The following is a 23,551-nucleotide window of genomic DNA, read 5'->3' on the forward strand; positions in this document are numbered from 1 at the left end:
CCAAGTGCTGGGGAGCTCTCTACATGATCGGAAGAGTCTTGCAGGGCAGGAAGAAACCAGGGCGACCGGGCCGGTCCGGGCACGTACCCTTTTCTGTTGTGTCGAACGCCAATGAAGACAGCTCCCGTGCCCTGACCCAGGTGCAGCACCGCGCAGTCAGCGAACTGCTGCGGGTGTCCCCGGTCGCCGACGACCTCGCTCGCCGTTTCCAGAACGCCGGGTTCGGTCTCGCCCTGGTCGGCGGCTCGGTCCGGGACGCGCTTCTTGGCCGGCTCGGGAACGACCTGGACTTCACGACCGACGCCCGACCCGAGGCCGTACTGAAGATCGTCCGGCCGTGGGCCGACTCGGTGTGGGAGGTAGGAATCGCCTTCGGCACCGTGGGGGCTCAGAAGGACGGCTATCAGATCGAGGTCACCACATACAGGTCGGAGGCGTACGACAGGACCTCGCGAAAGCCGGAGGTGTCCTACGGCGACTCCATCGAGGAAGACCTCGTCCGCCGTGACTTCACGGTCAACGCGATGGCCGTCGCGCTTCCGCAGAAGGAGTTCATCGATCCGCACGGTGGTCTCGAGGACCTGGCGGAGCGCGTTCTGCGTACCCCCGGAACACCCGAGGAGTCGTTCTCCGACGATCCGCTGCGCATGCTGCGCGCCGCCCGCTTCGCGGCTCAGCTGGACTTCGATGTCGCTCCGGACGTGGTCTCCGCGATGACGGAGATGGCCGGACGCATCGAGATCGTCTCCGCCGAGCGGGTCAGGGAGGAGCTCAACAAGCTGCTGCTCTCCACCCACCCCCGCAAGGGTCTGGCGCTGCTCGTCGACACCGGGCTGGCGCAGCAGGTGCTGCCGGAGCTCCCCGCGCTGTGTCTGGAAAGTGACGAGCATCACCGTCACAAGGACGTCTACGAGCATTCGCTGACCGTCCTGGAGCAGGCGATCGACCTGGAGCAGGACGGCCCCGATCTGGTGCTGCGCCTTGCCGCTCTCCTCCATGACATCGGGAAGCCGAGGACGCGACGCTTCGAGAAGGACGGGCGCGTCTCGTTCCATCACCATGAAGTGGTGGGCGCCAAGATGGTCAAGAAGCGGATGACCGCGCTCAAGTACTCCAATGACATGGTCAAGGACGTCTCGAAGCTGGTGGAGCTTCATCTGCGCTTCCATGGCTACGGCGACGGTGAGTGGACGGACTCCGCGGTCCGCCGCTACGTGCGCGACGCCGGCCCCCTGCTGGAGCGGCTGCACAAGCTGACCCGCTCGGACTGCACCACGCGGAACAAGCGCAAGGCCGCCGCCCTCTCGCGGACCTACGACGGGCTCGAGGAGCGCATCGCGCAGTTGCAGGAGCAGGAGGAGCTGGATGCCATCCGCCCCGACCTGGACGGCAACGAGATCATGAAGACCCTGGGTGTCGGTCCCGGGCCGGTGATCGGCAAGGCGTACGCGTTCCTGCTGGAGCTGCGCCTGGAGCACGGCCCGATGGAGCACGACATGGCGGTGAAGAAGCTCAAGGAGTGGTGGGCCGCGCAGGGCTGAGGCCGCTGGAGCCCGGTCTGCCGGCATGAGGAACGGGGTCATGTTTCACGTGAAACATGACCCCGTTCCTCACCCCGCTCCGGCGAAGGGCGCTGTTTCACGTGAAACAGCGCCCTTCGCTCTGCCGTGCCCGGGACGCTAGTGAGTCTCTCCGGTGCGCTCCCACCGGAACATCAGCACTGCGACGACCGCGTAGAGAACCGCCACCCCGATCACCACCACGACCGATCGCCCATCAGGAGGCAGCATCAGGGCGGAGACTGCGGCGGCTCCCACGAAAGCAACGTTGAACAGCACGTCGTAGAGGGAGAAGGCGCGGCCACGGAAGGAGTCCTTCACCGCGGTCTGCACCACCGTGTCGGTCGCGATCTTCGCCCCCTGGGTGACCAGCCCGAGGACGAACGCCGCAACCAGTATCGGTAGGGGGACGAACCACAGCCCCAGCGCGGGTTCGAGGACGGCGGCCCCCGCCGCGCACACCGCCATCCAGCGGAACCGGCCGAGCAGGCCCACCGCCCAGGGCGTCAGTACGGCCGCAGCGAAGAACCCCGCACCTGAGACCGCCACGGCCAGCCCGAGGAGCGCCAGGCCCTCGAACTCGCTGTCGGACCAGGCGTACCGGCACAGCATCAGCACCATCACGGTCAGCGCTCCGTAGCAGAAGCGCATCACGGTCATGGCAACCAGCACCCGGGTGGCCTGCTTCCGCTCGGCCAGATGACGCAACCCTTCGGTCAGCCCCCGTGCGGTGATGGCCAGGGCTCTTCTCAGCTCGATCCGGTCTCCGTCCCGATCCGGCCCCAGGAGTCCGGTGGCAAGGGCCAGGGAGGCCAGTGCCGAAGCGAGATAGAGCGCCGCGCTCAGCAGTACCACCGCGGCATCGGAGTCCGCGAGCAGCAGCCGTACGACGAAGGCGAGGCCGCCGCCCGCCGTGGCCGCGAGCGTTCCGGCGGTCGGTGAGAGCGAGTTGGCCAGGACCAGCCGGTCGCTGTCGACGACACGCGGCAGCGCGGCCGAGAGACCGGCCAGGACGAAGCGGTTGACCGCGGTGACGCACAGCGCCGAGGCGTAGAAGAGCCAGTCGGGTACGGAGCCGAGGATGAGGAGCGCCGTGCAGCAGGCGAACGCGGCGCGCAGCAGGTTCCCGTACAGAAAGACCTGGCGGCGCGGCCAGCGGTCCAGCAGGACGCCGGCAAAGGGCCCGATGAGCGAGTAGGGCAGCAGCAGCACCGCCATCGCGGAGGCGATGGCCCCTGCCGAAGCCTGCTTCTCCGGCGAGAAGACGACGTGAGCCGCCAGCGCCACCTGGAAGACACCGTCGGCCGACTGGGAGAGGAGTCGTACGGCCAGCAGACGACGGAAGTTCCGAAGGCGCAGAAGAACGCGCAGATCACCCACGACGGCCATACGATCAAGAGTCACATACGTTGAGGGTCCCCGGGCAGGTTGCCCGGGGACCCTCAACAGTGCGGAAGGGGAAGAGCGTTACCGCTCGGCACCAGGCCGCATGGACGTGCCGTGTCCGGCTGCGTCAGTTGGCGACCTCGCCGCGGATGAACTTCTCGACGTTCTCGCGGGCCTCGTCGTCGAAGTACTGGACCGGCGGGGACTTCATGAAGTACGAGGACGCGGAGAGGATCGGGCCACCGATGCCACGGTCCTTGGCGATCTTCGCGGCGCGCAGGGCGTCGATGATGACACCGGCAGAGTTCGGGGAGTCCCAGACCTCGAGCTTGTACTCCAGGTTCAGCGGAACGTCACCGAAGGCGCGGCCCTCGAGGCGCACGTACGCCCACTTGCGGTCGTCCAGCCACGCGACGTAGTCCGACGGGCCGATGTGGACGTTGTTCTCGCCGAGCTCGCGGTCCCGGATCTGGGAGGTGACGGCCTGCGTCTTGGAGATCTTCTTGGACTCCAGGCGCTCACGCTCGAGCATGTTCTTGAAGTCCATGTTGCCGCCGACGTTCAGCTGCATCGTGCGGTCCAGGATGACACCCCGGTCCTCGAAGAGCTTCGCCATCACACGGTGCGTGATGGTGGCGCCGACCTGCGACTTGATGTCGTCGCCGACGATCGGGACACCGGCCTCGGTGAACTTGTCCGCCCACTCCTTGGTGCCGGCGATGAAGACCGGGAGAGCGTTGACGAACGCGACCTTGGCGTCGATGGCGCACTGCGCGTAGAACTTCGCGGCGACCTCGGAGCCGACGGGCAGGTAGCAGACGAGAACGTCGACCTTGCGGTCCTTGAGGACCTGGACGATGTCTACCGGGGCCTCGGTCGACTCCTCGATGGTCTGGCGGTAGTACTTGCCGAGACCATCGTGGGTGTGGCCGCGCTGGACGGTGACGCCGGAGTTCGGCACGTCGCAGAGCTTGATGGTGTTGTTCTCGCTGGCACCGATGGCGTCCGCGAGGTCGAGACCGACCTTCTTCGCGTCGACGTCGAAGGCGGCGACGAACTCGACGTCCCGCACGTGGTAGTCGCCGAACTGGACGTGCATCAGACCGGGCACCCTGCCGGCCGGATCGGCGTCCTTGTAGTACTCGACGCCCTGGACCAGCGAGGCGGCGCAGTTGCCCACGCCGACGATGGCTACGCGAACCGAACCCATTCCGGTTGCTCCCTGTGTGTTTTGGATGTTCCCGAAGGCCCCGCGGATCTGCGGGGACCTCACTTTGCGGTGTCGTCGGACGGATCCGGCGGGGTGTCACCCCGGCGCCGGGGCAGGCCGCCCGTCTCTCCTGCTGTGTTCTGCTGAGCTTCGCCCCCGGGCGAGGACCGTTGCTGATCCCGTCCCGACCGCTCGCTCTCGATGAGCTCGTTCAGCCAGCGCACTTCGCGCTCCACGGACTCCATGCCGTGTCGCTGCAGCTCAAGCGTGTAGTCGTCGAGGCGCTCGCGGGTGCGGGCCAGAGAGGCCCGCATCTTCTCCAGCCGCTCCTCCAGCCGGCTGCGCCGGCCTTCCAGCACTCGCATCCGCACCTCGTGCTCCGTCTGCCCGAAGAAGGCGAAACGGGCTGCGAAGTGCTCGTCCTCCCAGGAGTCGGGGCCGGTGTGCGAGAGCAGCTCCTCGAAGTGCTCCTTACCTTCCGCCGTCAGCCGGTAGACGATTTTGGCGCGGCGCCCGGCCAGCGACGAGGCGGGGGCGACGGCACGGCCGGTGGTGGGCGGAAGGTCGGCAGGGGCGGCCCCCGGCTCCTCGATCAACCAGCCGTTGGCGACCAGCGTCTTGAGGCAGGGATAGAGGGTGCCGTAGCTGAAGGCGCGGAAGATCCCCAACGAGGTGTTGAGGCGCTTGCGCAGCTCGTAGCCGTGCATCGGGGACTCGCGGAGCAGGCCGAGAACGGCGAATTCGAGGATGCCGGAGCGTCTGCTCAACTTCGCCCCCTCCTTCTCCGAGTGCGTCCGAGTGCGTCCAAGGGCTCCTGCGGAGCCCTGTGCCGGGCTGATGTACCGAGCTGATGTATCGACTCGATACATCATGACGATAGATCGGTCGCAGCGATGCGACAAGAGGGGCCATCGTGAACGGCGTCACATCGTGAATTCATAGGCACCGACTTGCGTTGTTTGAGGTGAAGTTCGGCCCTAGGAGGGTTTTGACCGTGCGTAGTCTGTGCGGCATGCAGACCACCGGGAACCGCGTGACGCCCGCGCGCGTCAGTCTTCGCGGACCAGCCGGAGGCATGGCGGACGAGCCTGTCGCAGGGCTGGTCCGTAATTCGGGGGGACCGGATCTCAACTGCCGCTTCCAGGCGTTTTCGCCTGCCCGAGGAGTAGTCGTTCGATGAGCGAGCACCGTCGCAAAACGCCGCAACCGCAAGGTGGCGGGCGTGCAGCGACCAGACGAGCCGCCCAGCAGTCCTCAGGACGCCGCGCTGCTCCGTCACATGGAGTAACTTCCGAATCACCTTCTGATTCGAATGGTGGGGACAGCCCGTACGGCGGGCGCGCGGCGGCGCGACGAGCCGCTCAGCGCGGCGGCGCGGGCCGCGGTGGTGGTGGCGGTGGACGCCGCCGCGGTGGCGGTGGCGACGGCGGCCACGAGGGCCCCGGCAGGGGACGTGGCCGCGCAGGCCAGCACCCTGCCAAGAAACGCTTCATCGACTACCCGCGCGCCGGGAAGTACGGCGTGCGGCGCTGGATGCCGTCGTGGAAGCTGGTCTCCGGCCTCTGTATCGGCTTCCTCGGCCTGCTGATGGGCATCGGCGGCATCGCGTACGCGACGGTCGGCCTGCCCGACGTGCAGAAAGCCGCAAAGGCGCAGAACAACGTCTACCTGTGGGACGACGGCTCGCAGATGGTCGCCACCGGTGGCGAGGTGAACCGCCAGCTCATCACCTATGCGCAGATTCCCGATGCGATGCGGAACGCCGTCATCTCCGCCGAGAACAAGACCTTCGAGCACGACAAGGGCATCGACCCCATGGGCATCGCCCGGGCCCTGTTCAACATGGCCACCGGTGGTGAGACCCAGGGCGGTTCGACGATCACCCAGCAGTATGTGAAGAACTCGCGTCTGTCGCAGGAACAGACCTTGAGCCGGAAGTTCCAGGAACTCTTCATCACGCTCAAGGTCACCAACAAGATGAAGAAGAACGACATCATCACCGACTACCTCAACGTCTCGTACTACGGGCGAGGTGCTTCGGGGATCCAGGCGGCGGCCCGTACGTACTACGGCAAGGACGCCGTCGACCTGGATCCGAGCGAGTGCGCGTTCCTGGCCACGCTGCTCAAGGGCGCGTCCTACTACGACCCGGCGGGCGCCCCCGACGTCGATCCCGAGCAGGCGACGGCGAAGCTGAACGCCGAGCGGGCCGAGAAGCGCTGGAAGTGGATCCTCGACGAAGAGGTGAAGGACGGGCGCCTCACGAAGGCGGAGCGGGACAAGTACACCAAGTTCCCGGACCCCCTCCCGCTGAAGAAGAACGCTCAGCTGGGCGGTCAGACCGGTTACCTGGTCGACCTGGCCAAGAAGTACTTCCTTGCCAACAACACCGAGGGCGTCACGGCGGAGATGCTGGCCCAGGGCGGCTACCAGATCAAGACCACCTTCAACGAGAAGAAGGTCCAGGAGCTCAACGACGCGGTCCAAAAGGTCTACGACAGCAAGATCAAGCCGAAGCAGCGGCCGAAGACGGACACCCACGTCCAGTTCGGCGGCGGCTCGGTGGATCCCAAGACCGGGGCCATCGTGGCGATCTACGGCGGTCAGGACGCGACCAAGCACTTCACCAACAACGCCGACCCCACCGGTGCGCAGGTCGGTTCGACCTTCAAGCCGTTCGTACTGGCGGCGGCGATGGAGTACGGCAAGCGGAACCCCGAACTCCCGGAGGACCAGGGCCTGTCTGGGCGTACGAAGGTCTCGCCGCTCAGCATCTACAACGCCGATGACAAGCTGAAGATCAAGAAGTACAACGGCGAGATCTGGACCGACGAGAACGGCAAGGAGTGGCTGCAGGCCAACGACGGCAATGAGTCGCGGGGCAACATCACCCTTCGCGAGGCGATGCAGTGGTCCGCCAACTCCCCGTACGTACAGCTCGGCATGGACGTCGGCACCGACAAGGTGAAGGACATCGCCATCGCCGCGGGGCTGAAGGACGACAACAACATGGCGGATTCGCATGTGCCGTCGTTCTCCATCGGTACGTCCTCGCCCAGTGCGATCCGCATGGCCGGCGCGTACGCGACCTTCGCCGACAGCGGTATGCGGCGCGAGCCCTACTCGGTCTCCCAGGTGAAGCACGAGGGCAAGTTGATCTACCGGCACAAGGAAGCCCCCAAGCGCGCCTTCGATGCCGCGATCGCGGACAACGTCACCGACGTCCTGAAGAACGTCGTCGAGAAGGGGACCGGTACCCCCGCCCAGCTCCCCGGCCGGGACGTGGCCGGCAAGACCGGTACGACGGACGACAACAAGTCGGCCTGGTTCGTCGGCTACACGCCGCAGCTGTCCACGGCCATCAGCATGTACCGGCTCGACGACGATGCGACGAACAAAAACCGCAAGTTCGAGAAGATGTACGGCACGGGTGGCGAGCAGACGATCCACGGTGCGTCGTTCCCGGCCCAGATCTGGCACGACTACATGGCGGGTGCGCTGAAGGGGAAGCCGGCACTGACCTTCCCGGAGCCCGGGCCGATCGGTGACAAGGTCTACGGCGGCGGTGCGCAGAGCCCCAAGCCGACGCCCTCCGCCACGACGACCCCGTCGCCGTCCATGTCGGTGACCGAGTCGCCCTCGATGCCCACGACCCCGTCGCCGACCGGCCCCCCCACCGAGACCTGCGGTACGTGGGACTGGGACTGCCAGCACAACAACGGCGGGACCAATACCGGCGCGAACGGCGGAGCCACCGGTGGTGGCAGCAGCCCGTCGACGACCCCCCAGCCACCGACCGGAGGGAACGGGAACGGGGGGAACGGGAACGGGAACGGCGGGAACGGCAGCGGCGCAATCTTCGGCGGGCCGGCCGGATAGCGTCCGCACGGCCCGGTGGGCCGACCCGGTCATGAGGGCCGCCGCACCACACGGTGCGGCGGCCCTCGTCGTTTCCACAGCCCCGTACGGCAGGATGAGCGGCATGCCAAGCGCAGAAGACACGAGCGTGCACCAGCACCAGGAACGGTCCGTCGTGCGGCCCACGCACCAGGACGAGGTCGCCGAGGCCGGCAGCGAGCTGATCGGCGGCCGGTCGGGGCGCTGGACCCGGCTCGGCAGCACGGCGCTCACCCCCGTGGGCGTCGTCGCCCTGGTGGCTCTCGGGATGTTCGCGCTGGGCATGGTGCAGAAGCTGCCCTGCTACAACTGGGCCTGGTTCAGGGGCGCGGGTTCGCAGTACACGCACGCCTGTTACTCGGACATTCCGCACCTCTTCGCCGCACGTGGGTTCTCCGACGGCCTCGTGCCGTACTTCGACCGGCTGGCCGGCGACATGCAGTACCTGGAGTACCCCGTTCTGACGGGCGTGTTCATGCAGGTCGCCTCCTGGCTGACGCCCGGCGGCTCCCTCCAGCACCGCGAGCAGATGTACTGGATGGTCAACGCGGGCATGCTGATGATCTGCGCCGTGATCATCGCCGTCTGTGCCGCCCGCACCCACCGGCGCCGCCCCTGGGACGGGCTGCTGGTCGCCCTCGCGCCGGCCTTCGCGCTCACCGCCACGATCAACTGGGACCTGCTGGCCGTTGCGCTGACGGCCGCCGCGATGCTCATGTGGTCCCGGGGACGGGTGCTGGCGTTCGGCATCCTCATCGGGCTCGCCACGGCCGCCAAGCTCTACCCCGTGTTCCTGCTGGGGCCGGTGTTCGTCCTGTGCTGGCGGGCGGGCAAATGGCGGGAGTTCGGCATGGCGACGCTCGGGGCGGTGGTGTCCTGGCTGGTGGTGAATCTGCCGGTGATGGCGCTCGCCCCCGACGGCTGGAAGAAGTTCTACACGTTCAGCGAGGAACGGGGCATCGACTTCGGCTCCTTCTGGCTGATCATCACCCAGCGCACCGGCGAGAGCATCGAGGTCTCGACCGTCAACACCGTCTCGACCCTGACGACGGTCCTGCTGTGTGCGGCCATCGGCGCGCTCACCCTGATGGCGCCGCGCCGACCGCGCCTCGCCCAGCTGGCCTTTCTCGTCGTCGCGGCGTTCATCCTCGTCAACAAGGTCTACTCGCCGCAGTACGTGCTGTGGCTGATTCCCCTGGCCGCCCTGGCCCGGCCGCGCTGGCGCGACTTCCTGATCTGGCAGGCGTGCGAGGTCATGTACTTCCTGGGGATCTGGATGTACCTCGCGTACACGACCAGCGGGGACAAGCACCAGGGGCTGCCCACGGAGGGGTACCAGCTGGCGATCGCCCTGCATCTGCTGGGCACGCTGTACCTGTGTGCCGTGGTCGTACGGGACATCCTCATGCCGGAGCGGGACGTCGTACGGCGCGACGGGTCGGACGATCCGTCCGGCGGGGTGCTCGACGGGGCCCCGGACGCGTTCGTGCTGGGGCGGGCGGCGCATCCGCCGCGCCACGCCCACGCCGCGGTGGAAGGGCCGCGGGTGGAGTGGGGCGCGGGGCGCGACCCGGTCGCCGACTGAGGGCCGGGTCCCTCCCGTCCGGAGAGACCCGGCGCCGTCCTGGCGGTCGACGGGCTAGCGGTCGACGAGGCGGTCGAACTGGGTGGTCGTGTGGCGCAGATGGGCCACCAGCTCGTCGCCGACCTTCGGCTCCTGGGCATCCGACGGGACGAACAGGATCGACACCTGCATGTGCGGCGGCTCGGCGAACCAGCGCTGCTTGCCCGCCCAGACGAACGGCGACAGGTTGCGGTTGACGGTGGCCAGGCCCGCGCGGGCGACCCCCTTGGCGCGCGGCATCACACCGTGCAGGGCCTTCGGGGCCTCCAGGCCCACGCCGTGCGACGTACCACCGGCGACGACCACCAGCCAGCCGTCCGAGGCGGCCTTCTGCTGGCGGTAGCCGAAGCGGTCGCCCTTGACCACCCGCGTGACGTCCAGGACGGAACCCCGGTACTCCGTCGCCTCGTGGTCGCCGAGCCACAGGCGGGTCCCGATGCGGGCGCGGAAACGGGTCTGCGGGAACTGCTGCTGGAGCCGGCCCAGCTCCTCGGCGCGCAGATGGCTGACGAACATGGTGTGCAGCGGCAGCCGGGCCGCGCGCAGCCGGTCCATCCAGCCGATGACCTCCTCGACCGCGTCCGAGCCGTCCGTGCGGTCCAGCGGAAGGTGCAGGGCGAAGCCTTCGAGCCGTACGTCCTCGATGGCCGCGTGCAGCTGCCCGAGCTCCTCCTCCTTGACGCCGTGGCGTTTCATCGAGCTCATGCACTCGATGACGACCCGGGCGCCCACCAGAGCGTGCACGCCGTCCACGGAGGACACGGACCGGATGACGCGGTCGGGCAGCGGCACCGGCTCCTCGCCCCGGCGGAACGGGGTGAGGACCAGGAGGTCGCCGCTGAACCAGTCCTTGATGCGGGCCGCCTCGTAGGTGGTTCCGACGGCGAGCATGTCGGAGCCGAAGCGGATTGCCTCGTCGGCCAGCCGCTCGTGGCCGAAGCCGTATCCGTTGCCCTTGCAGACCGGGACGAGGCCCGGGAACTGGTCGAGGACGGATTTCTGGTGCGCCCGCCAGCGCGCGGTGTCGACGTAGAGGGAGAGCGCCATGGCCGGTCCGGAACCCTTCTGGTGGCTGCTGTGTGGGAGGTGTGTGGAGCCGAAGTCCCCATTGAAACCAATGAAGCCGGTTTCGTCACCGGGACGACGCGTATCGGACGAGGCGTATCAGCGGCGCGACATGTAGATGTCGAGCGCCTTGTGCAGCAGCTTGTTGAGCGGGAAGTCCCACTCGCCGAGGTACTCGGCCGCCTGTCCGCCGGTGCCGACCTTGAACTGGATCAGACCGAAGAGATGGTCGGTCTCGTCCAGCGAGTCGGAGATGCCGCGCAGGTCGTAGACGGTGGCCCCCATGGCGTACGCGTCGCGCAGCATCCGCCACTGCATCGCGTTCGAGGGCCGGACCTCGCGCTTGTGGTTGGCGGACGCGCCGTACGAGTACCAGACGTGCCCGCCGACGATCAGCATGGTCGCGGCCGCGACGTTCTCGCCCTCGTGCCGGGCGAAATACAGCCGCATCCGGTTGGGGTCCTCGGTGTTGAGGGCCGTCCACATGCGCTGGAAGTAGCCCAGCGGACGCGGCCGGAAGTGGTCGCGCTCCGCCGTGATCTCATACAGCCGCTGCCATTCGTCGAGCTCGGCGTAGCTGCCCTGGACGACCTCGACGCCGGCCTTCTCGGCCTTCTTGATGTTGCGTCGCCACAGCTGGTTGAAGCCCTTGTGGACGTCTTCGAGCGAACGATTCGCCAGCGGCACCTGGTAGACGTAGCGCGGCTGCACGTCACCGAAACCGGCGCCGCCGTCCTCGCCCTGCTGCCATCCCATCTTCCGCAGCCGGTCCGCCACTTCGAAGGCGCGCGGCTCGATGTGGGTGGCCTCGACGTCGCGCAGACGCTTCACTTCCGGGTCCTGGATGCCCGACTTGATGGCGGGCGCGTCCCAGCGACGGATGATGACCGGCGGGCCCATCTTCACGGAGAAGGCGCCCTGCTGCTTGAGATGCGCCAGCATCGGCCGCAGCCAGTCGTCCAGGTTCGGGGCGAACCAGTTGATGACCGGGCCCTCGGGCAGATAGGCGAGATAGCGCTTGATCTTGGGCAACTGCCGGTAGAGCACCAGGCCGGCGCCGACGAGCTGTCCGCTCTTGTCGAACCAGCCGAGGCTCTCCGAGCGCCACTCCGCCTTCACATCAGCCCATGCCGGGACCTGCATGTGACTCGCCGCAGGCAGACTCTGGATGTATGCCAGATGCTGCTCTCGGCTGATGGTCCTCAGGGTCAGGCTCATGCGGGGCGCTCCTCGGCAGGTGTGTCCCCATCGGTCCAGGGGCTCCGGCTCTCGCGCCGAAGCCTACTGTGACCGACCAGCACGCCGTCTGGCCCTATGGGACCTTGCCGCCCGGCCACCGCCGCGCCCCGGGTTTCCGTGTCCCCCACGGGCAGGGGCGCGAGGTCCCTGGCACGAGGAACGGCGCGAGGTCCCTGTGTGGGTCCTCGCGCCGTTCCGTCCGTCCTGCTACCGGACGGGGATCACCTGCTGTCCGCCGTGCGTCAGCCCACCACGCCGCCGAAGAGGCCGCCGTGGGCCATGCCCAGGAAGAAGCCGATGGCGGCTGCGCCCATGCCGATGATCAGCGGGAACCGTTCACGCGTGGTCACCGAGATGTACTGCCCGTACGCACCCGTGAGGATCCCGATGAGTCCGGCCCACGAGCTGATCAGATGCAGGTTGTGGAACATCGCTGTCACGAAGGCGAGCGCACCGAGGATCAGCGTCACCGCCACCAGGACCTCCTGGCGGGGATGGGGCTTGCCGTCCGTGGCGAGAAGGGAGACGGGGGGACGGGGTCGTATTGCCTGTGCCATGGAGTACCTCCTGGCCGAAATGGGGCGCGCGGTGGCGCCGGTCACACCCGATGTGTCCAGATTGCGTCTCCTGAGCACCGGATTTCAACCGGAAGCGGGTGTGCGGGTACTCTGTACGGTCTGCACCGGTGTCTGCCCGGACCAGCACGTCGGCCCCCTCTCGATGGAGGGTGTTGTCAGTGGCGGCTGTTCTACTCGGAGACACTGATGCTCACGCATCACGACCCTCCTGCCACGGAACGACCGTGGCCGCTGAGTCCAAAGGAGGTGGGTTCCACATGCGTCACTACGAGGTGATGGTCATCCTCGACCCCGATCTCGAGGAGCGCGCTGTCTCCCCGCTGATCGAGAACTTCCTCTCCGTCGTCCGTGAGGGCAACGGAAAGGTCGAGAAGGTCGACACCTGGGGCCGTCGTCGTCTCGCTTACGAGATCAAGAAGAAGCCCGAGGGCATCTACTCGGTCATCGACCTGCAGGCCGAGCCTGCGGTCGTCAAGGAGCTCGACCGCCAGATGAACCTGAACGAGTCGGTCCTCCGGACCAAGGTCCTCCGTCCCGAGTCCCACTGAGCATCTAGCTCAGTGGTCATCGGGTTCGAGTAGCAGCAAGCAGCCAGAAGCAATCCCCGCCGAGAGGTTCATCCATGGCAGGCGAGACCGTCATCACGGTCGTCGGCAATCTCGTCGACGACCCCGAGCTGCGCTTCACCCCGTCCGGTGCGGCGGTCGCGAAGTTCCGTGTCGCGTCCACTCCCCGCATCTTCGACCGGCAGACCAATGAGTGGAAGGACGGCGAAGGCCTGTTCCTCACCTGCTCGGTCTGGCGGCAGGCGGCGGAGAACGTCGCCGAGTCGCTCCAGCGAGGCATGCGCGTCGTCGTGCAGGGCCGGCTGAAGCAGCGGTCGTACGAAGACCGCGAGGGCGTCAAGCGCACGGTCTACGAGCTGGATGTCGAGGAAGTCGGCCCCAGCCTGAAGAACGCCACGGCCAAGGTCACCAAGACCACCGGTCGCGGTGGCCAGGGCGGCCAGGGTGGATACGGCGGCGGCCAGCAGGGCGGCGGCAACTGGGGCGGCGGTCCCGGTGGTGGCCAGCAGGGTGGTGGCGGCGCTCCCGCCGACGACCCGTGGGCCACGAGTGCGCCGTCCGGCGGTCAGCAGGGCGGGGGCCAGCAGGGCGGCGGAGGCGGCTGGGGCGGAAGCTCCGGCGGCTCCGGCGGCTCCGGCGGCGGCTACTCGGACGAGCCTCCCTTCTAGGGCAGCTCGTACCCCCACTTCTTGATCACACAGGAGAAACACCATGGCGAAGCCGCCTGTGCGCAAGCCTAAGAAGAAGGTCTGCGCGTTCTGCAAGGACAAGACCCAGTACGTGGACTACAAGGACACGAACATGCTGCGGAAGTTCATTTCCGACCGCGGCAAGATCCGTGCCCGCCGCGTGACCGGCAACTGCACGCAGCACCAGCGTGACGTCGCCACGGCAGTCAAGAACAGCCGTGAGATGGCGCTGCTGCCCTACACGTCCACCGCGCGATAAGGGAAGGGTGACCGAATCATGAAGATCATCCTCACCCACGAGGTCTCCGGCCTCGGTGCTGCGGGCGACGTCGTCGACGTCAAGGACGGGTACGCCCGTAACTACCTGGTTCCGCGTGGCTTTGCCATCCGCTGGACCAAGGGTGGCGAGAAGGACGTGGCGCAGATCCGCCGCGCCCGCAAGATCCACGAGATCGCCACGATCGAGCAGGCCAACGAGATCAAGACCAAGCTCGAGGCCGTGAAGGTCCGTCTGGCCGTTCGCTCCGGCGACGCCGGCCGTCTCTTCGGCTCCGTGACCCCGGCCGACATCGCCTCGGCGATCAAGGCCGCCGGTGGCCCCGACGTCGACAAGCGTCGCGTCGAGCTCGGCTCGCCGATCAAGACGCTCGGCGGACACCAGGTGTCCGTGCGTCTGCACCCCGAGGTCGCTGCGAACCTCGGCATCGAGGTCGTTGCTGCCTAAGGGCACAGCTCACCTGAGCAGCTGAAGGGCCGCACCCCGCGGGGTGCGGCCCTTCGTCGTTTCTGGCCGCGCGGCCCTGGCCGGGTTTCATGGCCTCTCCGTTGCCTCGTTGCCTCGTTGCTCCGGCCTCCTTTGCCCGGTTTCACGGATTCACGGTTTCACGTGAAACGGGGCAACGGCCGGTGGCTCAGCGTGTGGCCCCGGTGACGATCCACTTGCCGGAGCGGGTGCGCAGCCAGAGCGTCACCAGGCGGACGACCATCATCAGGGTCATCGCCCACCACAGCGCCGTCAGGCCGCCACCGATCACCGGCACCAGCAGCGCGACCGGGGCGAAGACCACGAGCGTGACGAGCATGGCCCAGGCCAGGTACGGGCCGTCACCGGCACCCATCAGGACTCCGTCCAGGACGAAGACCACGCCGGCGATCGGCTGGGACAGCGCGACCACCAGCAGCGCCGGGACAAGGGTGTCCTGCACGGACCGGTCTCCGGTGAACAAGGGCACGAACAGCGGGCGGGCGAGGACGATCAGTGCCCCGAACACCACCCCGGAAACGATGCCCCACTGCACCATGCGGCGGCATGCCTCGCGTGCGCCCGTGGCGTCATCGGCTCCCAGGTAGCGGCCGATGATCGCCTGGCCGGCGATGGCGATGGCATCGAGGGCGAAAGCCATCAGGCTCCAGAGAGACAGGATGATCTGGTGCGCGGCGATCTCGGTGTCGCCGAGGCGGGCGGCGACGGCCGTGGCGATCAGCAGGACGGCGCGCAGCGACAGCGTACGGACCAGGAGTGGAACGCCTGCCTGGGCGCTGGCCCTGATACCCGCGGCATCGGGGCGCAGCGAGGCGCCGTGCCGTCGCGCTCCCCGTACCACCACGATCAGATAGGCGGCGGCCATCGAGACCTGTGCGATCACGGTGCCCCAGGCCGATCCGGCGATACCGAGACCGGCACCGTAGACCAGTCCCGCGTTGAGGGCTCCGTTGGCGGCAAAACCTCCGACGGCGACGTACAGCGGAGTCCTGGTGTCCTGCAGGCCGCGGAGGACACCGGTCGCGGCCATCACCACGAGCATGGCCGGGATGCCGAGGCTGGAGATCCTCAGATACGTGGTCGCGTAGGGGGCCGCCGTGTCGGAGGCCCCGAAGACGTCCACCAGCCAGGGGGCCGTGGGGAGAGCGACGGCGATGACGACGACGCCCAGCAGGAGTGCCAGCCAGATGCCGTCCATGCCCTGCCGGATCGCGGAGGCCAGATCGCCCGCCCCGACCCGTCGTGCCACCGCCGCGGTGGTGGCGTACGCGAGGAAGACGAAGATGCTGACGGCGGTGGTCAGCAGGGCGGCGGCGACGGCCAGGCCGGCCAGTTGCGGGGTGCCGAGATGGCCGACGATTGCGCTGTCGACCATCACGAAGAGCGGCTCGGCGACGAGTGCGCCGAAGGCAGGGACGGCGAGCGAGATGATCTCGCGGTCGTGCCGTCGGCGACTGGACGGCGGTGGTGCCGGGGCCTGGATCATGGGGGTCAATCTAATCTTCCACAGGTAATGGATGCAATGGCTTAGTGGTCCTTACGTTTGCTGGGGTTCAGCGTTCTCCTGTGTGTTGTTTGTCGTGATCTTGAGCTGAGGTGGAAAGTTTTTCTCCCCCACAGCCCGTGGATGGGGAAAGTCCAGGTCAGCGCGGTGATGGCCCAGGCCCTATGAGTTTGTCCACAGTGCTGTCCCCCGCTCCGTGCACAGGTTCTGCGGAGTTCTCCACAGCATCTGGTCGGTCGTCCACATGCCCTGTGGATAACCAGATTGGCTGACGGTGCCGAGCGGCCTACCGTGGACCGGCGCCCGCACCCCGTTTCCGTCCTGGAACCACGCAGAACTCGACGCGCCGGAACCGGAGTCGGGCGTCTTGTTTGTCGGTGCTGTGCCGTAAGAAAGAGTGGCATGGCGAGGTCCGCGGAGCGGACGGGAGGAGGTGGCCCGGTGAGCATTCCCGAGCCTTTGGACGACCCCTGGGCCGAGACCGGTCCCAGTGACCGTCTGCCCGTCTCCCGGCAGCGTCGCGGTGAAGGCCGGGACCGCGGCGAGCAGCACGAGCGCGGAAGGGAGAGCGGCGGATGGGACGGCGGTTCTCCCGGTTTCGAGCGGGTGCCGCCCCAGGACCTCGATGCCGAGCAGTCGGTACTGGGCGGCATGCTCCTGTCCAAGGACGCCATCGCCGATGTCGTGGAGATCATCAAGGGCCACGACTTCTACCGTCCCGCGCACGAGACCGTCTACCAGGCGATCCTCGACCTTTATGCCAAGGGTGAGCCGGCCGACCCGATCACGGTGGCGGCCGAGCTGGTCAAGCGCGGCGAGATCACCAAGGTGGGCGGGGCACCGTATCTGCACACCCTCGTCCAGTCCGTGCCGACCGCGGCCAATGCTTCGTACTACGCGGAGATCGTCCACGAGCGGGCGGTCCTGAGGCGGCTCGTCGAAGCCGGCACGAAGATCACGCAGATGGGATACGCGGCCGACGGCGATGTCGACGACATCGTGAACTCCGCGCAGGCCGAGATCTACGCCGTCACCGAGCAGCGCACCAGCGAGGACTACCTGCCGCTCGGCGACATCATGGAGGGCGCGCTCGACGAGATCGAGGCGATCGGTTCGCGCAGCGGCGAAATGACCGGGGTGCCGACCGGCTTCACCGACCTCGACGCTCTGACGAACGGCCTGCACCCGGGCCAGATGGTCGTCATCGCGGCCCGTCCCGCCATGGGTAAGTCCACGCTGGCCCTCGACTTCGCCCGGGCCTGTTCGATCAAGAGCAACCTGCCCAGCGTGATCTTCTCCCTTGAAATGGGGCGCAACGAGATCGCGATGCGTCTGCTCTCCGCCGAGGCGCGGGTGGCGCTGCACCACATGCGCTCCGGCACCATGACCGACGAGGACTGGACGCGCCTGGCCCGCCGGATGCCGGATGTCTCGGCAGCCCCGCTCTACATCGACGACTCCCCGAACCTTTCCATGATGGAGATCCGGGCGAAGTGCCGCCGTCTCAAGCAGCGCAACGACCTCAAGCTCGTGGTCATCGACTACCTCCAGCTGATGCAGTCCGGCGGCTCGAAGCGCGCCGAGAGCCGCCAGCAGGAAGTCTCGGACATGTCCCGAAACCTCAAGCTGCTGGCGAAGGAGCTGCAGCTCCCGGTCATCGCGCTCTCCCAGCTGAACCGTGGTCCCGAGCAGCGCACGGACAAGAAGCCGATGGTCTCCGACCTGCGTGAATCGGGATCCATCGAGCAGGACGCCGACATGGTGATCCTGCTGCACCGTGAGGACGCGTACGAGAAGGAGTCCCCCCGCGCCGGCGAGGCCGACCTGATCGTGGCCAAGCACCGTAACGGCCCGACGGCGACGATCACGGTGGCCTTCCAGGGCCACTACTCGCGCTTCGTCGACATGGCGCAGACCTGACGGCTGCAGGTGTAGGTTCTCAGATCCCATGTCCTTTTCTCATCCGGGATGTCCACCGCGTGGCCAATAGGACAGGGAGGTGAGAATCATGCCTGTCCTGTCGCACTGAAGCTGTCGGATTCTCACGGCTTCTCGTTCGTATTGGGATACTGGCCCCATGACCGATTGGGAGCACACACCCACACCAGGGCCGGGTGGACCAGTTCTTGGCGGTGCACTCTGCCTCATCGGCGGAGTCGGGTCGCTCGCGGTCCTGGTGCCCAGTGTCGGATGGGACGAACTTGCCTGGTTCTGTGCTGGGGTCGCACTGCTCGGTGCGGTGCTTCTGACAGTCGGAAGCACCAAGCTCCTCCGAGCGCGTCGCGGTTCAACAAACGACCACTGAGATCACCATCAAGCTCACCCCCGACGAAGCCCTCGTCCTCTCGGACTGGCTGGAGCGAGTCCAGATGACCGACCTCAGGCGTCTGGTCGACGCCCCGGCCGCGTGGGCCCTGATCCACAAGCTCGCGGGGACGCTGGACAAGGCACTTCCCGGGATCTCCGCTGCTGACTACGCGGAGCGTCTGGATGCAGCACGGCGCCGCCTGAGGGAGACCATGGGCAGCTTCGCTGAAGAGCAAGACGGCTGAGTCAACCGTCCCATCCGTCAGAACGATTCCGTGAAAGCCATGTCCGTTGAGAACGCTGAGAGTCAGCGTTCTCAATCGACGTGACAGCCCACCAGGTCAGCGGCTCGCCATCTGACAGATGCACTTCGACGGGACAATGCCTCTTGATCGAGTGATTCCCCTCTTCGTGTACGGGACTGCCCCCGTTGTCTTCCGCGTGCGTGACTAGGGCAGGACCCCAGTGTTCGGCGGCCGGCGGGGCCGCTTCGGAAGACATGGGGTCGGTCCGATGAGTACAGCTGTGGCCACGCCGGTACGGCTGAGTGTCCGGCGTGGTGACGAGGCCGTGGTGGAGAACCTGGAGTGGCAGTCGGTGCCGCTCGGACTGCTGCGGGAGGCCCGGCCGTGGCGGACGTTTCGCTGGTACAAGGGGCAGCAGCACTACTCAGGCACGTACTGGTCGGCGACCGTGCGCGGCCATGTGATCTACGAGTCCCGGCTGGAGCTGGGTCGGCTGTTGTTCGCTGACTTCGCCCCGGAGGTGCGGCACATCGTCGCCCAGCCGTTCCTGCTCAAGGCCGACATCGATGGCAAGGTCCGCAAACACATCCCGGACTACCTGCTGCTGACCGATGCCGGTCCACTGGTCGTGGACGTCAAGCCGCGCCACCGGTTGAAGAAGCCGGAGGTCGCCTTCACGTTCTCTTGGACACAGGAGGCGGTCACTTCGCGGGGGTGGCGGTACGAGGTATGGAGCGAGCAGGACCCAGCCGTGCTGGAGAACATCAGATTTCTCGCCGGCTACCGCCGCGATTGGCTGTTCGACCCTGACCTGATCGGCGCTTTGAGAGCCACGGATCTGGATGGGATGTTGCTGGGAGATGCCTTCCGGCTGCTGCCTGGCTGTCCTCGCCCACTGGTGAAGTCGGCGGTGCTGCACCTGTTGTGGTCCGGTCATGTGACGACCGTGTTGGACCGGCCGCTGAGTGCGGGGCACGTGCTGCGGAGGGCTGCATGAGTGGTGCGGGGACGAAGCTGGGGGTCGGGACACACTTCCGCCTGGACGGTGAGACGGTCGAAGTTTTGGATTTCGCCATCCTGGCCACGGGCATGGAGGTCGTTCTCAAGGACGGGCGGGACCGGCTGGCCCGGATGTCGGTGCGTGAGCTGCTGACCTCGGATCGAGCCGAACTGATCCATGACAGATCGGGCCCGTCTTCTGCCGATGACGAAGACGTCGCGGCCGTGGTGCTGAACCGGCTGGCCAAGCATGAGAAGAAGGAGGTTCTGGAACGTGCCGAGCACGTCCGGGAGATGGTGACGGGATACCGCTCCGGCAGCGAGGATCTTGCGCGGCCGGATGAGCCGCGCCCTCAGTACGCCCCTGCCTTGCCTCTGAAGGCCCGGTATGAGGCCAAGGCCGCGGAACTGGGGGTGACCGAGCGGACGGTGCGCCGATGGGCACGCGCGTTCCGTGAGCTGGGCGAGGCGGGACTGGTGCCGAAGACTGCGCAGGCGGACTACGGACTTGGCGGTGCTGATCCGCGTTGGATCGAAGCGGCGGTGGAGGTGCTGCAGGAGTACGAGGAAGAGTCGCGGCCCTCGGTGAAGGTAGTGCTGGAGGAGGTCGAGGCCCGCGTCAAGACGAAGTTCAAGCTGGTCAAGGTGCCTGTGCCATCGCAGGCGACGGGCTATCGGTTGATGAAGGAGCTGGAACGGCGCTATCCGACCTTCCGGCTCAGTACCCAACGCAATCGGGATATCGCCTCCCGCCCGAAAGGGGTCTACGGGAAGCTGCGGCCAACGCGGCCGGGCGAGTACGTGCTGATGGACACCACGCGGCTGGACGTGTTCGCGCTCGACCCGGTTACGCTGCGGTGGATGCAGGCGGAGCTGACCGTCGCGATGGACTGGTACACCCGCTGCATCATCGGTCTGCGGGTGACCCCAGTGTCGACGAAGGCCATCGACGCGGCGGCCGTGCTCTATCAGGCCTACCGTCCCCAGCCGGCTCCGGAGAGCTGGCCGAAAGACGCGGCCTGGCCCGAACACGGGATTCCCCGCGGGGTACTGGTGGAGGCCGAGGCCGTCCACGGGTCCGTCACCGGGGTCTGGGGGCCGAAGATTGCGCCGGAGACGTTGATCGTCGACCACGGCAAGATCTACTTGTCAGCGCATCTGACCAGCGTCTGTCATCGGATGGGGATCTCGGTGCAGCCAGCGAGGCTACGCACGGGCCGGGACAAGGGCCCGGTGGAGCGGTTTTTCCGAACCCTGCGGGAGGACCTGCTACAGCGGCTGCCCGGCTACAAGGGCCCCAACATCCACTCGCGTGGCTTGAACCCGGAGAAGGACGCCTTCTTCTTCCACCACGAGCTTGAGGCGATCATCCGCGAGTGGATCGCAGTGGACTATCACCGCACGCCACATGAAGGACTGCTCGACCCCTACCTGCCGAAGGTGGAACTGTCTCCAGCGAGGATGTTCGAGCACGGGCTCGCCCGGGCGGGCTACATCGAGGTGCCCCGCGACCCGCATCTCGCCTTCGAGTTCCTCAACGTCACGATGCGCACGGTCCAGCCCTACGGCGTCGAGATCAACGGCCGCCGCTACAACGGTGACTGTCTCGATGGGCTGCGCGACATGGCTGGCTCCGACATTGACCTGGACAAGCGGCGGCTGGAGTTCTTCGCTGATCCCGACGACGCCACCCGGATTCATTTCCGCGATCACGAACGCGTCTGGCACACCCTTGAGTGGGAGCACGCGCCCAGCCTGGACATGCCACTGAGCGAGGAAGCGCTGCAGTTCGCCCGGCGCCTGGTGGCGAAGGAGTACACCTATCCTGACGACCGGCTCGCCATCGCCTTGCTGCTGAAGCGGTGGAACCTCGGCCTGGGCACTTCCCTGGTCGAGCGGCGGATGGCCCTGCGGCTCTCCCGGGAACAGGCGGCCCTGGAACTCCCCAATACCCGCGCCGACGCCGTCAGTTCGCTGCCGTCGGTTGCCCGGGTGCTGTCCCTTCCCGAGCAGCCTGCGCCTCCGGCGATCGAGGCCACCCAGGTTCAGGCGCCGGAGGCGGGCGATGACGACGCCGACGGCCTGGAGGAGCTGAAAGAGGAACTCGACTTCTACGCCACCGCCTTGAAGGACATCGATGACGAGTAAGCCGACCTGCGCCCAGGCCGAGGGAGCCGATCTGCGGTCCCGGCTGGATCACCTCACGCTGTCCCGCAAGGAAGGCTTCGCCCGCCTCGCGGGCGCCCCACGCCGGATCCGTCCGGAGCTCTTGTCCCACCGGCAGCTGAAGAAGCTGTGCGACGAAGCGCTGACCGAGTACAACCGGGCCCGCCGCAAATGGCACGCGAACCTCGGCCCGCTGGGAACCCCGCAAATGAAGGCCCTGCACGAAGACCTCTGGGACATCTTCGACAGCAATGACCAGGACAGCGACAAGGTCAAGGGCGGGATCGCCCTCGACGCCTTTCCCGGGCTGGGCAAGACCACTGCCGTGCTGGCCTTCGCCCGCAAGCTCCACCGCCGCGTCATGCGGGAGGAAGGCCAGTACACCGACGACGGACATGAGCGCTGGCCCGTCTGCCGAGTCGGTCTGACCAGTAACACCGGGATGCGCGACTTCAACCGGGCCATCTTGGAGTACTTCGGGCACCCCGGCCGCTTCCGCGGTACCACCGCGGACTTCGGTTATCGCGCTCTCGACTCCGTCTTGTTCTGCACTTCCTGAAGTGGCGGAACAAGAGCGGGATCGAGGTCAGCAACCACTTCAAATACATCGCCAACGAATTCCCGGTGACCCTCTTGATGGTCGGAGTCGGGCTGGAGAAGCGGGGCCTGTTCAGCGAGGGAGCAACCTACGAGGACGGAGTCCTCGCCCAGACCGGACGCCGCACGACCCGGCTGGGCATGGAACCGTTCGATATCAGGACCGAGCAGGGGCGCCGTGGATGGCGCGACACCCTTCTCGCGATCGAGGAACGCGTCATCCTCGCGAACAAGTACCCCGGCATGCTCGCGGACGACCTGTCCGACTACCTCTTCGCCCGCAGCACCGGACACATCGGCTCGCTCATGACGCTGATCAACCGCAGCTGCCAGAGAGCGGTACGCGTCGGCGTCGAACGGCTGGAGAGGGAACTGCTGGACCAAGTGAAGAACGACGCCGCATCCGACGAGGCACGCCGAGAGCTGCAACTGGCCTTCGAGACCAGCAAGCTGACCAGCCTCCCCAAACTGCAGCGATGCAAAGCATCATGAGCCGTCCCGCTTTGCGAACGTTCTCCATCAGGGTCATGCCACTTCCAGGAGAGGCACTCGACTCGTGGTTCGAGGCGATGGCACACCGGCTCCACACGCCTATGGGCGAACTGTTGCCCCAGCTGGGGCTGGCCCGACATGCCGGAGCAAGGCGCAAGAAGGAACCAGAAGCCGATATTCCGCGCGACTGGGTCCGGCTCCTTCGGCCCGCTGTCGGCGTACGGGCTGTAGTGCAGAGGTATGTACGGGCTGATGTACAGAGCTTGAGACTGTGTCAGCTGACGGCGGTGATGCCGCCTTCGATGGCAGTGAGGCGGTTCTTCAGGCGGTAGCTGGCGCCGTTGATGGCGAGGATTTCGCAGTGGTGGAGGAGGCGGTCGATGATGGCGGTGGCCAGGACGTCGTCGCCGAAGACCTGACCCCACTCGCTGAAACTTTTGTTCGAGGTCAGCAAGGTGGAGCCCTTTTCGTAGCGCTTGGAGAGCATCTGGAAGACGAGGTTCGCCTCGTCACGTTCCAGTGGGAGGTATCCGACCTCATCGACCACGAGGACGTTGGGCCGTAGGTAGGTGCGGAGTTTGCTGGCCAGGCGGCCGATGGAGTCGGCGGCTTTGAGCTGGCGGACCATGTCGTCGAGGGTCGTGAAGTAGATCGTGTAGCCGGCC

The 23,551-nt window shown here is 67.0% G+C and carries 22 protein-coding genes; 13 read left to right on the forward strand and 9 right to left on the reverse strand.

What is annotated here, in order from left to right; translation table 11 throughout:
* Positions 1–98 precede the first annotated feature (98 nt).
* A complete protein-coding gene (locus tag BT364_RS25645) occupies positions 99–1,541 on the forward strand; it encodes a CCA tRNA nucleotidyltransferase (RefSeq protein WP_072487601.1) in 1,443 nt (480 codons plus the stop codon).
* Between the two features lie 138 nt (positions 1,542–1,679).
* On the opposite strand, the gene BT364_RS25650 is transcribed toward BT364_RS25645, so the two are convergent.
* The 4 genes from BT364_RS25650 to BT364_RS43250 form a co-directional block, all read right to left on the reverse strand.
* Entirely contained in the window at positions 1,680–2,948 is a 1,269-nt protein-coding gene (locus tag BT364_RS25650; RefSeq protein ID WP_072487602.1) for an MFS transporter, read from the reverse strand.
* A 124-nt stretch (positions 2,949–3,072) separates the two neighbouring features.
* On the reverse strand, positions 3,073–4,155 hold the full coding sequence (locus BT364_RS25655) for an inositol-3-phosphate synthase (protein ID WP_072487603.1): 1,083 nt from the start codon (positions 4,153–4,155) through the stop codon (positions 3,073–3,075).
* Between the two features lie 59 nt (positions 4,156–4,214).
* On the reverse strand, positions 4,215–4,922 hold the full coding sequence (locus BT364_RS25660; protein ID WP_072487604.1) for a PadR family transcriptional regulator: 708 nt from the start codon (positions 4,920–4,922) through the stop codon (positions 4,215–4,217).
* A 529-nt stretch (positions 4,923–5,451) separates the two neighbouring features.
* Positions 5,452–5,628: a hypothetical protein gene (locus BT364_RS43250; RefSeq protein ID WP_256260216.1), complete on the reverse strand. Its 177-nt coding sequence runs from the start codon at positions 5,626–5,628 to the stop codon at positions 5,452–5,454.
* A gap of 60 nt (positions 5,629–5,688) precedes the next feature.
* Here BT364_RS43250 and BT364_RS25665 point away from each other — a divergent pair, with 60 nt between their 5' ends.
* Positions 5,689–8,034, forward strand: a complete 2,346-nt coding sequence (locus tag BT364_RS25665; protein ID WP_256260222.1) for a transglycosylase domain-containing protein — start codon at positions 5,689–5,691, stop codon at positions 8,032–8,034.
* A 103-nt stretch (positions 8,035–8,137) separates the two neighbouring features.
* On the forward strand, positions 8,138–9,637 hold the full coding sequence (locus tag BT364_RS25670) for a glycosyltransferase family 87 protein (protein WP_072487606.1): 1,500 nt from the start codon (positions 8,138–8,140) through the stop codon (positions 9,635–9,637).
* Between the two features lie 54 nt (positions 9,638–9,691).
* Here the strand turns inward: BT364_RS25670 and BT364_RS25675 are convergent, their stop codons facing one another.
* The 3 genes from BT364_RS25675 to BT364_RS25685 all read right to left on the reverse strand — a co-directional run bounded on the left by BT364_RS25675 (position 9,692) and on the right by BT364_RS25685 (position 12,537).
* Positions 9,692–10,723: an alanine racemase gene (locus BT364_RS25675; protein WP_072487607.1), complete on the reverse strand. Its 1,032-nt coding sequence runs from the start codon at positions 10,721–10,723 to the stop codon at positions 9,692–9,694.
* Positions 10,724–10,840: 117 nt separating this feature from the next.
* Positions 10,841–11,959 carry a lipid II:glycine glycyltransferase FemX gene (locus tag BT364_RS25680; RefSeq protein ID WP_072487608.1) on the reverse strand — a complete coding sequence of 373 codons (1,119 nt, stop codon included), beginning with the start codon at positions 11,957–11,959 and terminating at the stop codon, positions 10,841–10,843.
* Positions 11,960–12,222: 263 nt separating this feature from the next.
* Positions 12,223–12,537: a hypothetical protein gene (locus BT364_RS25685; RefSeq protein WP_072487609.1), complete on the reverse strand. Its 315-nt coding sequence runs from the start codon at positions 12,535–12,537 to the stop codon at positions 12,223–12,225.
* A gap of 278 nt (positions 12,538–12,815) precedes the next feature.
* Between BT364_RS25685 and rpsF the strand changes: the two genes are divergently transcribed.
* The 4 genes from rpsF to rplI all read left to right on the forward strand — a co-directional run bounded on the left by rpsF (position 12,816) and on the right by rplI (position 14,537).
* Entirely contained in the window at positions 12,816–13,106 is a 291-nt protein-coding gene (gene rpsF, locus BT364_RS25690; protein WP_072487610.1) for a 30S ribosomal protein S6, read from the forward strand.
* 74 nt (positions 13,107–13,180) lie between these two features.
* Positions 13,181–13,792, forward strand: coding sequence for a single-stranded DNA-binding protein (locus BT364_RS25695; RefSeq protein WP_072487611.1), 612 nt, complete (start codon positions 13,181–13,183; stop codon positions 13,790–13,792).
* Between the two features lie 43 nt (positions 13,793–13,835).
* Positions 13,836–14,072 carry a 30S ribosomal protein S18 gene (rpsR, locus tag BT364_RS25700; RefSeq protein ID WP_003967857.1) on the forward strand — a complete coding sequence of 79 codons (237 nt, stop codon included), beginning with the start codon at positions 13,836–13,838 and terminating at the stop codon, positions 14,070–14,072.
* Between the two features lie 18 nt (positions 14,073–14,090).
* The gene (gene rplI / locus BT364_RS25705; RefSeq protein ID WP_072487612.1) at positions 14,091–14,537 is read left to right on the forward strand and encodes a 50S ribosomal protein L9; all 447 of its coding nucleotides are present in this window, start codon (positions 14,091–14,093) and stop codon (positions 14,535–14,537) included.
* A gap of 187 nt (positions 14,538–14,724) precedes the next feature.
* On the opposite strand, the gene BT364_RS25710 is transcribed toward rplI, so the two are convergent.
* Complete coding sequence (locus BT364_RS25710) at positions 14,725–16,062, reverse strand: MATE family efflux transporter (RefSeq protein WP_072487613.1); 1,338 nt, start codon at positions 16,060–16,062, stop codon at positions 14,725–14,727.
* Between the two features lie 477 nt (positions 16,063–16,539).
* Between BT364_RS25710 and dnaB the strand changes: the two genes are divergently transcribed.
* From dnaB to BT364_RS43260, 6 genes are all read left to right on the forward strand, one after another.
* Positions 16,540–18,000: a replicative DNA helicase gene (dnaB, locus tag BT364_RS25715; protein ID WP_177328225.1), complete on the forward strand. Its 1,461-nt coding sequence runs from the start codon at positions 16,540–16,542 to the stop codon at positions 17,998–18,000.
* 449 nt (positions 18,001–18,449) lie between these two features.
* Positions 18,450–18,632: a hypothetical protein gene (locus tag BT364_RS25720; protein ID WP_371268646.1), complete on the forward strand. Its 183-nt coding sequence runs from the start codon at positions 18,450–18,452 to the stop codon at positions 18,630–18,632.
* A gap of 268 nt (positions 18,633–18,900) precedes the next feature.
* On the forward strand, positions 18,901–19,629 hold the full coding sequence (locus tag BT364_RS25725; protein WP_256260217.1) for a TnsA-like heteromeric transposase endonuclease subunit: 729 nt from the start codon (positions 18,901–18,903) through the stop codon (positions 19,627–19,629).
* Positions 19,626–21,779: a helix-turn-helix domain-containing protein gene (locus tag BT364_RS25730; RefSeq protein ID WP_072487616.1), complete on the forward strand. Its 2,154-nt coding sequence runs from the start codon at positions 19,626–19,628 to the stop codon at positions 21,777–21,779. Before BT364_RS25725 ends, BT364_RS25730 begins: the two co-directional genes overlap by 4 nt.
* On the forward strand, positions 21,769–22,356 hold the full coding sequence (locus BT364_RS43255; RefSeq protein WP_079179624.1) for a P-loop NTPase family protein: 588 nt from the start codon (positions 21,769–21,771) through the stop codon (positions 22,354–22,356). Before BT364_RS25730 ends, BT364_RS43255 begins: the two co-directional genes overlap by 11 nt.
* 65 nt (positions 22,357–22,421) lie before the next feature.
* Positions 22,422–22,886, forward strand: coding sequence for a hypothetical protein (locus BT364_RS43260; protein ID WP_256260218.1), 465 nt, complete (start codon positions 22,422–22,424; stop codon positions 22,884–22,886).
* A 274-nt stretch (positions 22,887–23,160) separates the two neighbouring features.
* Here the strand turns inward: BT364_RS43260 and BT364_RS25740 are convergent.
* Positions 23,161–23,551 (reverse strand): ATP-binding protein (locus BT364_RS25740; RefSeq protein ID WP_177328221.1); only part of this gene is annotated, 391 nt, incomplete at its 5' end.

Origin of the sequence: Streptomyces atratus, assembly GCF_900119365.1 — a bacterium.
In the GTDB taxonomy this organism is placed as follows: domain Bacteria; phylum Actinomycetota; class Actinomycetes; order Streptomycetales; family Streptomycetaceae; genus Streptomyces; species Streptomyces atratus_B.

What these genes read in the sequence shown, in the direction of transcription:
- BT364_RS25650 (WP_072487602.1), bottom strand. Translation starts at nt 2,948, where the DNA reads ATGGCCGTCGTGGGTGATCTGCGCGTTCTTCTGCGCCTTCGGAACTTC.
- BT364_RS25655 (WP_072487603.1), bottom strand. Translation starts at nt 4,155, where the DNA reads ATGGGTTCGGTTCGCGTAGCCATCGTCGGCGTGGGCAACTGCGCCGCC.
- BT364_RS25665 (WP_256260222.1), top strand. Translation starts at nt 5,689, where the DNA reads ATGCCGTCGTGGAAGCTGGTCTCCGGCCTCTGTATCGGCTTCCTCGGC.
- BT364_RS25670 (WP_072487606.1), top strand. Translation starts at nt 8,138, where the DNA reads ATGCCAAGCGCAGAAGACACGAGCGTGCACCAGCACCAGGAACGGTCC.
- BT364_RS25675 (WP_072487607.1), bottom strand. Translation starts at nt 10,723, where the DNA reads ATGGCGCTCTCCCTCTACGTCGACACCGCGCGCTGGCGGGCGCACCAG.
- BT364_RS25680 (WP_072487608.1), bottom strand. Translation starts at nt 11,959, where the DNA reads ATGAGCCTGACCCTGAGGACCATCAGCCGAGAGCAGCATCTGGCATAC.
- BT364_RS25685 (WP_072487609.1), bottom strand. Translation starts at nt 12,537, where the DNA reads ATGGCACAGGCAATACGACCCCGTCCCCCCGTCTCCCTTCTCGCCACG.
- rpsF (WP_072487610.1), top strand. Translation starts at nt 12,816, where the DNA reads ATGCGTCACTACGAGGTGATGGTCATCCTCGACCCCGATCTCGAGGAG.
- BT364_RS25695 (WP_072487611.1), top strand. Translation starts at nt 13,181, where the DNA reads ATGGCAGGCGAGACCGTCATCACGGTCGTCGGCAATCTCGTCGACGAC.
- rpsR (WP_003967857.1), top strand. Translation starts at nt 13,836, where the DNA reads ATGGCGAAGCCGCCTGTGCGCAAGCCTAAGAAGAAGGTCTGCGCGTTC.
- rplI (WP_072487612.1), top strand. Translation starts at nt 14,091, where the DNA reads ATGAAGATCATCCTCACCCACGAGGTCTCCGGCCTCGGTGCTGCGGGC.
- BT364_RS25710 (WP_072487613.1), bottom strand. Translation starts at nt 16,062, where the DNA reads ATGATCCAGGCCCCGGCACCACCGCCGTCCAGTCGCCGACGGCACGAC.
- BT364_RS25720 (WP_371268646.1), top strand. Translation starts at nt 18,450, where the DNA reads ATGACCGACCTCAGGCGTCTGGTCGACGCCCCGGCCGCGTGGGCCCTG.
- BT364_RS25725 (WP_256260217.1), top strand. Translation starts at nt 18,901, where the DNA reads ATGAGTACAGCTGTGGCCACGCCGGTACGGCTGAGTGTCCGGCGTGGT.
- BT364_RS25730 (WP_072487616.1), top strand. Translation starts at nt 19,626, where the DNA reads ATGAGTGGTGCGGGGACGAAGCTGGGGGTCGGGACACACTTCCGCCTG.
- BT364_RS43255 (WP_079179624.1), top strand. Translation starts at nt 21,769, where the DNA reads ATGACGAGTAAGCCGACCTGCGCCCAGGCCGAGGGAGCCGATCTGCGG.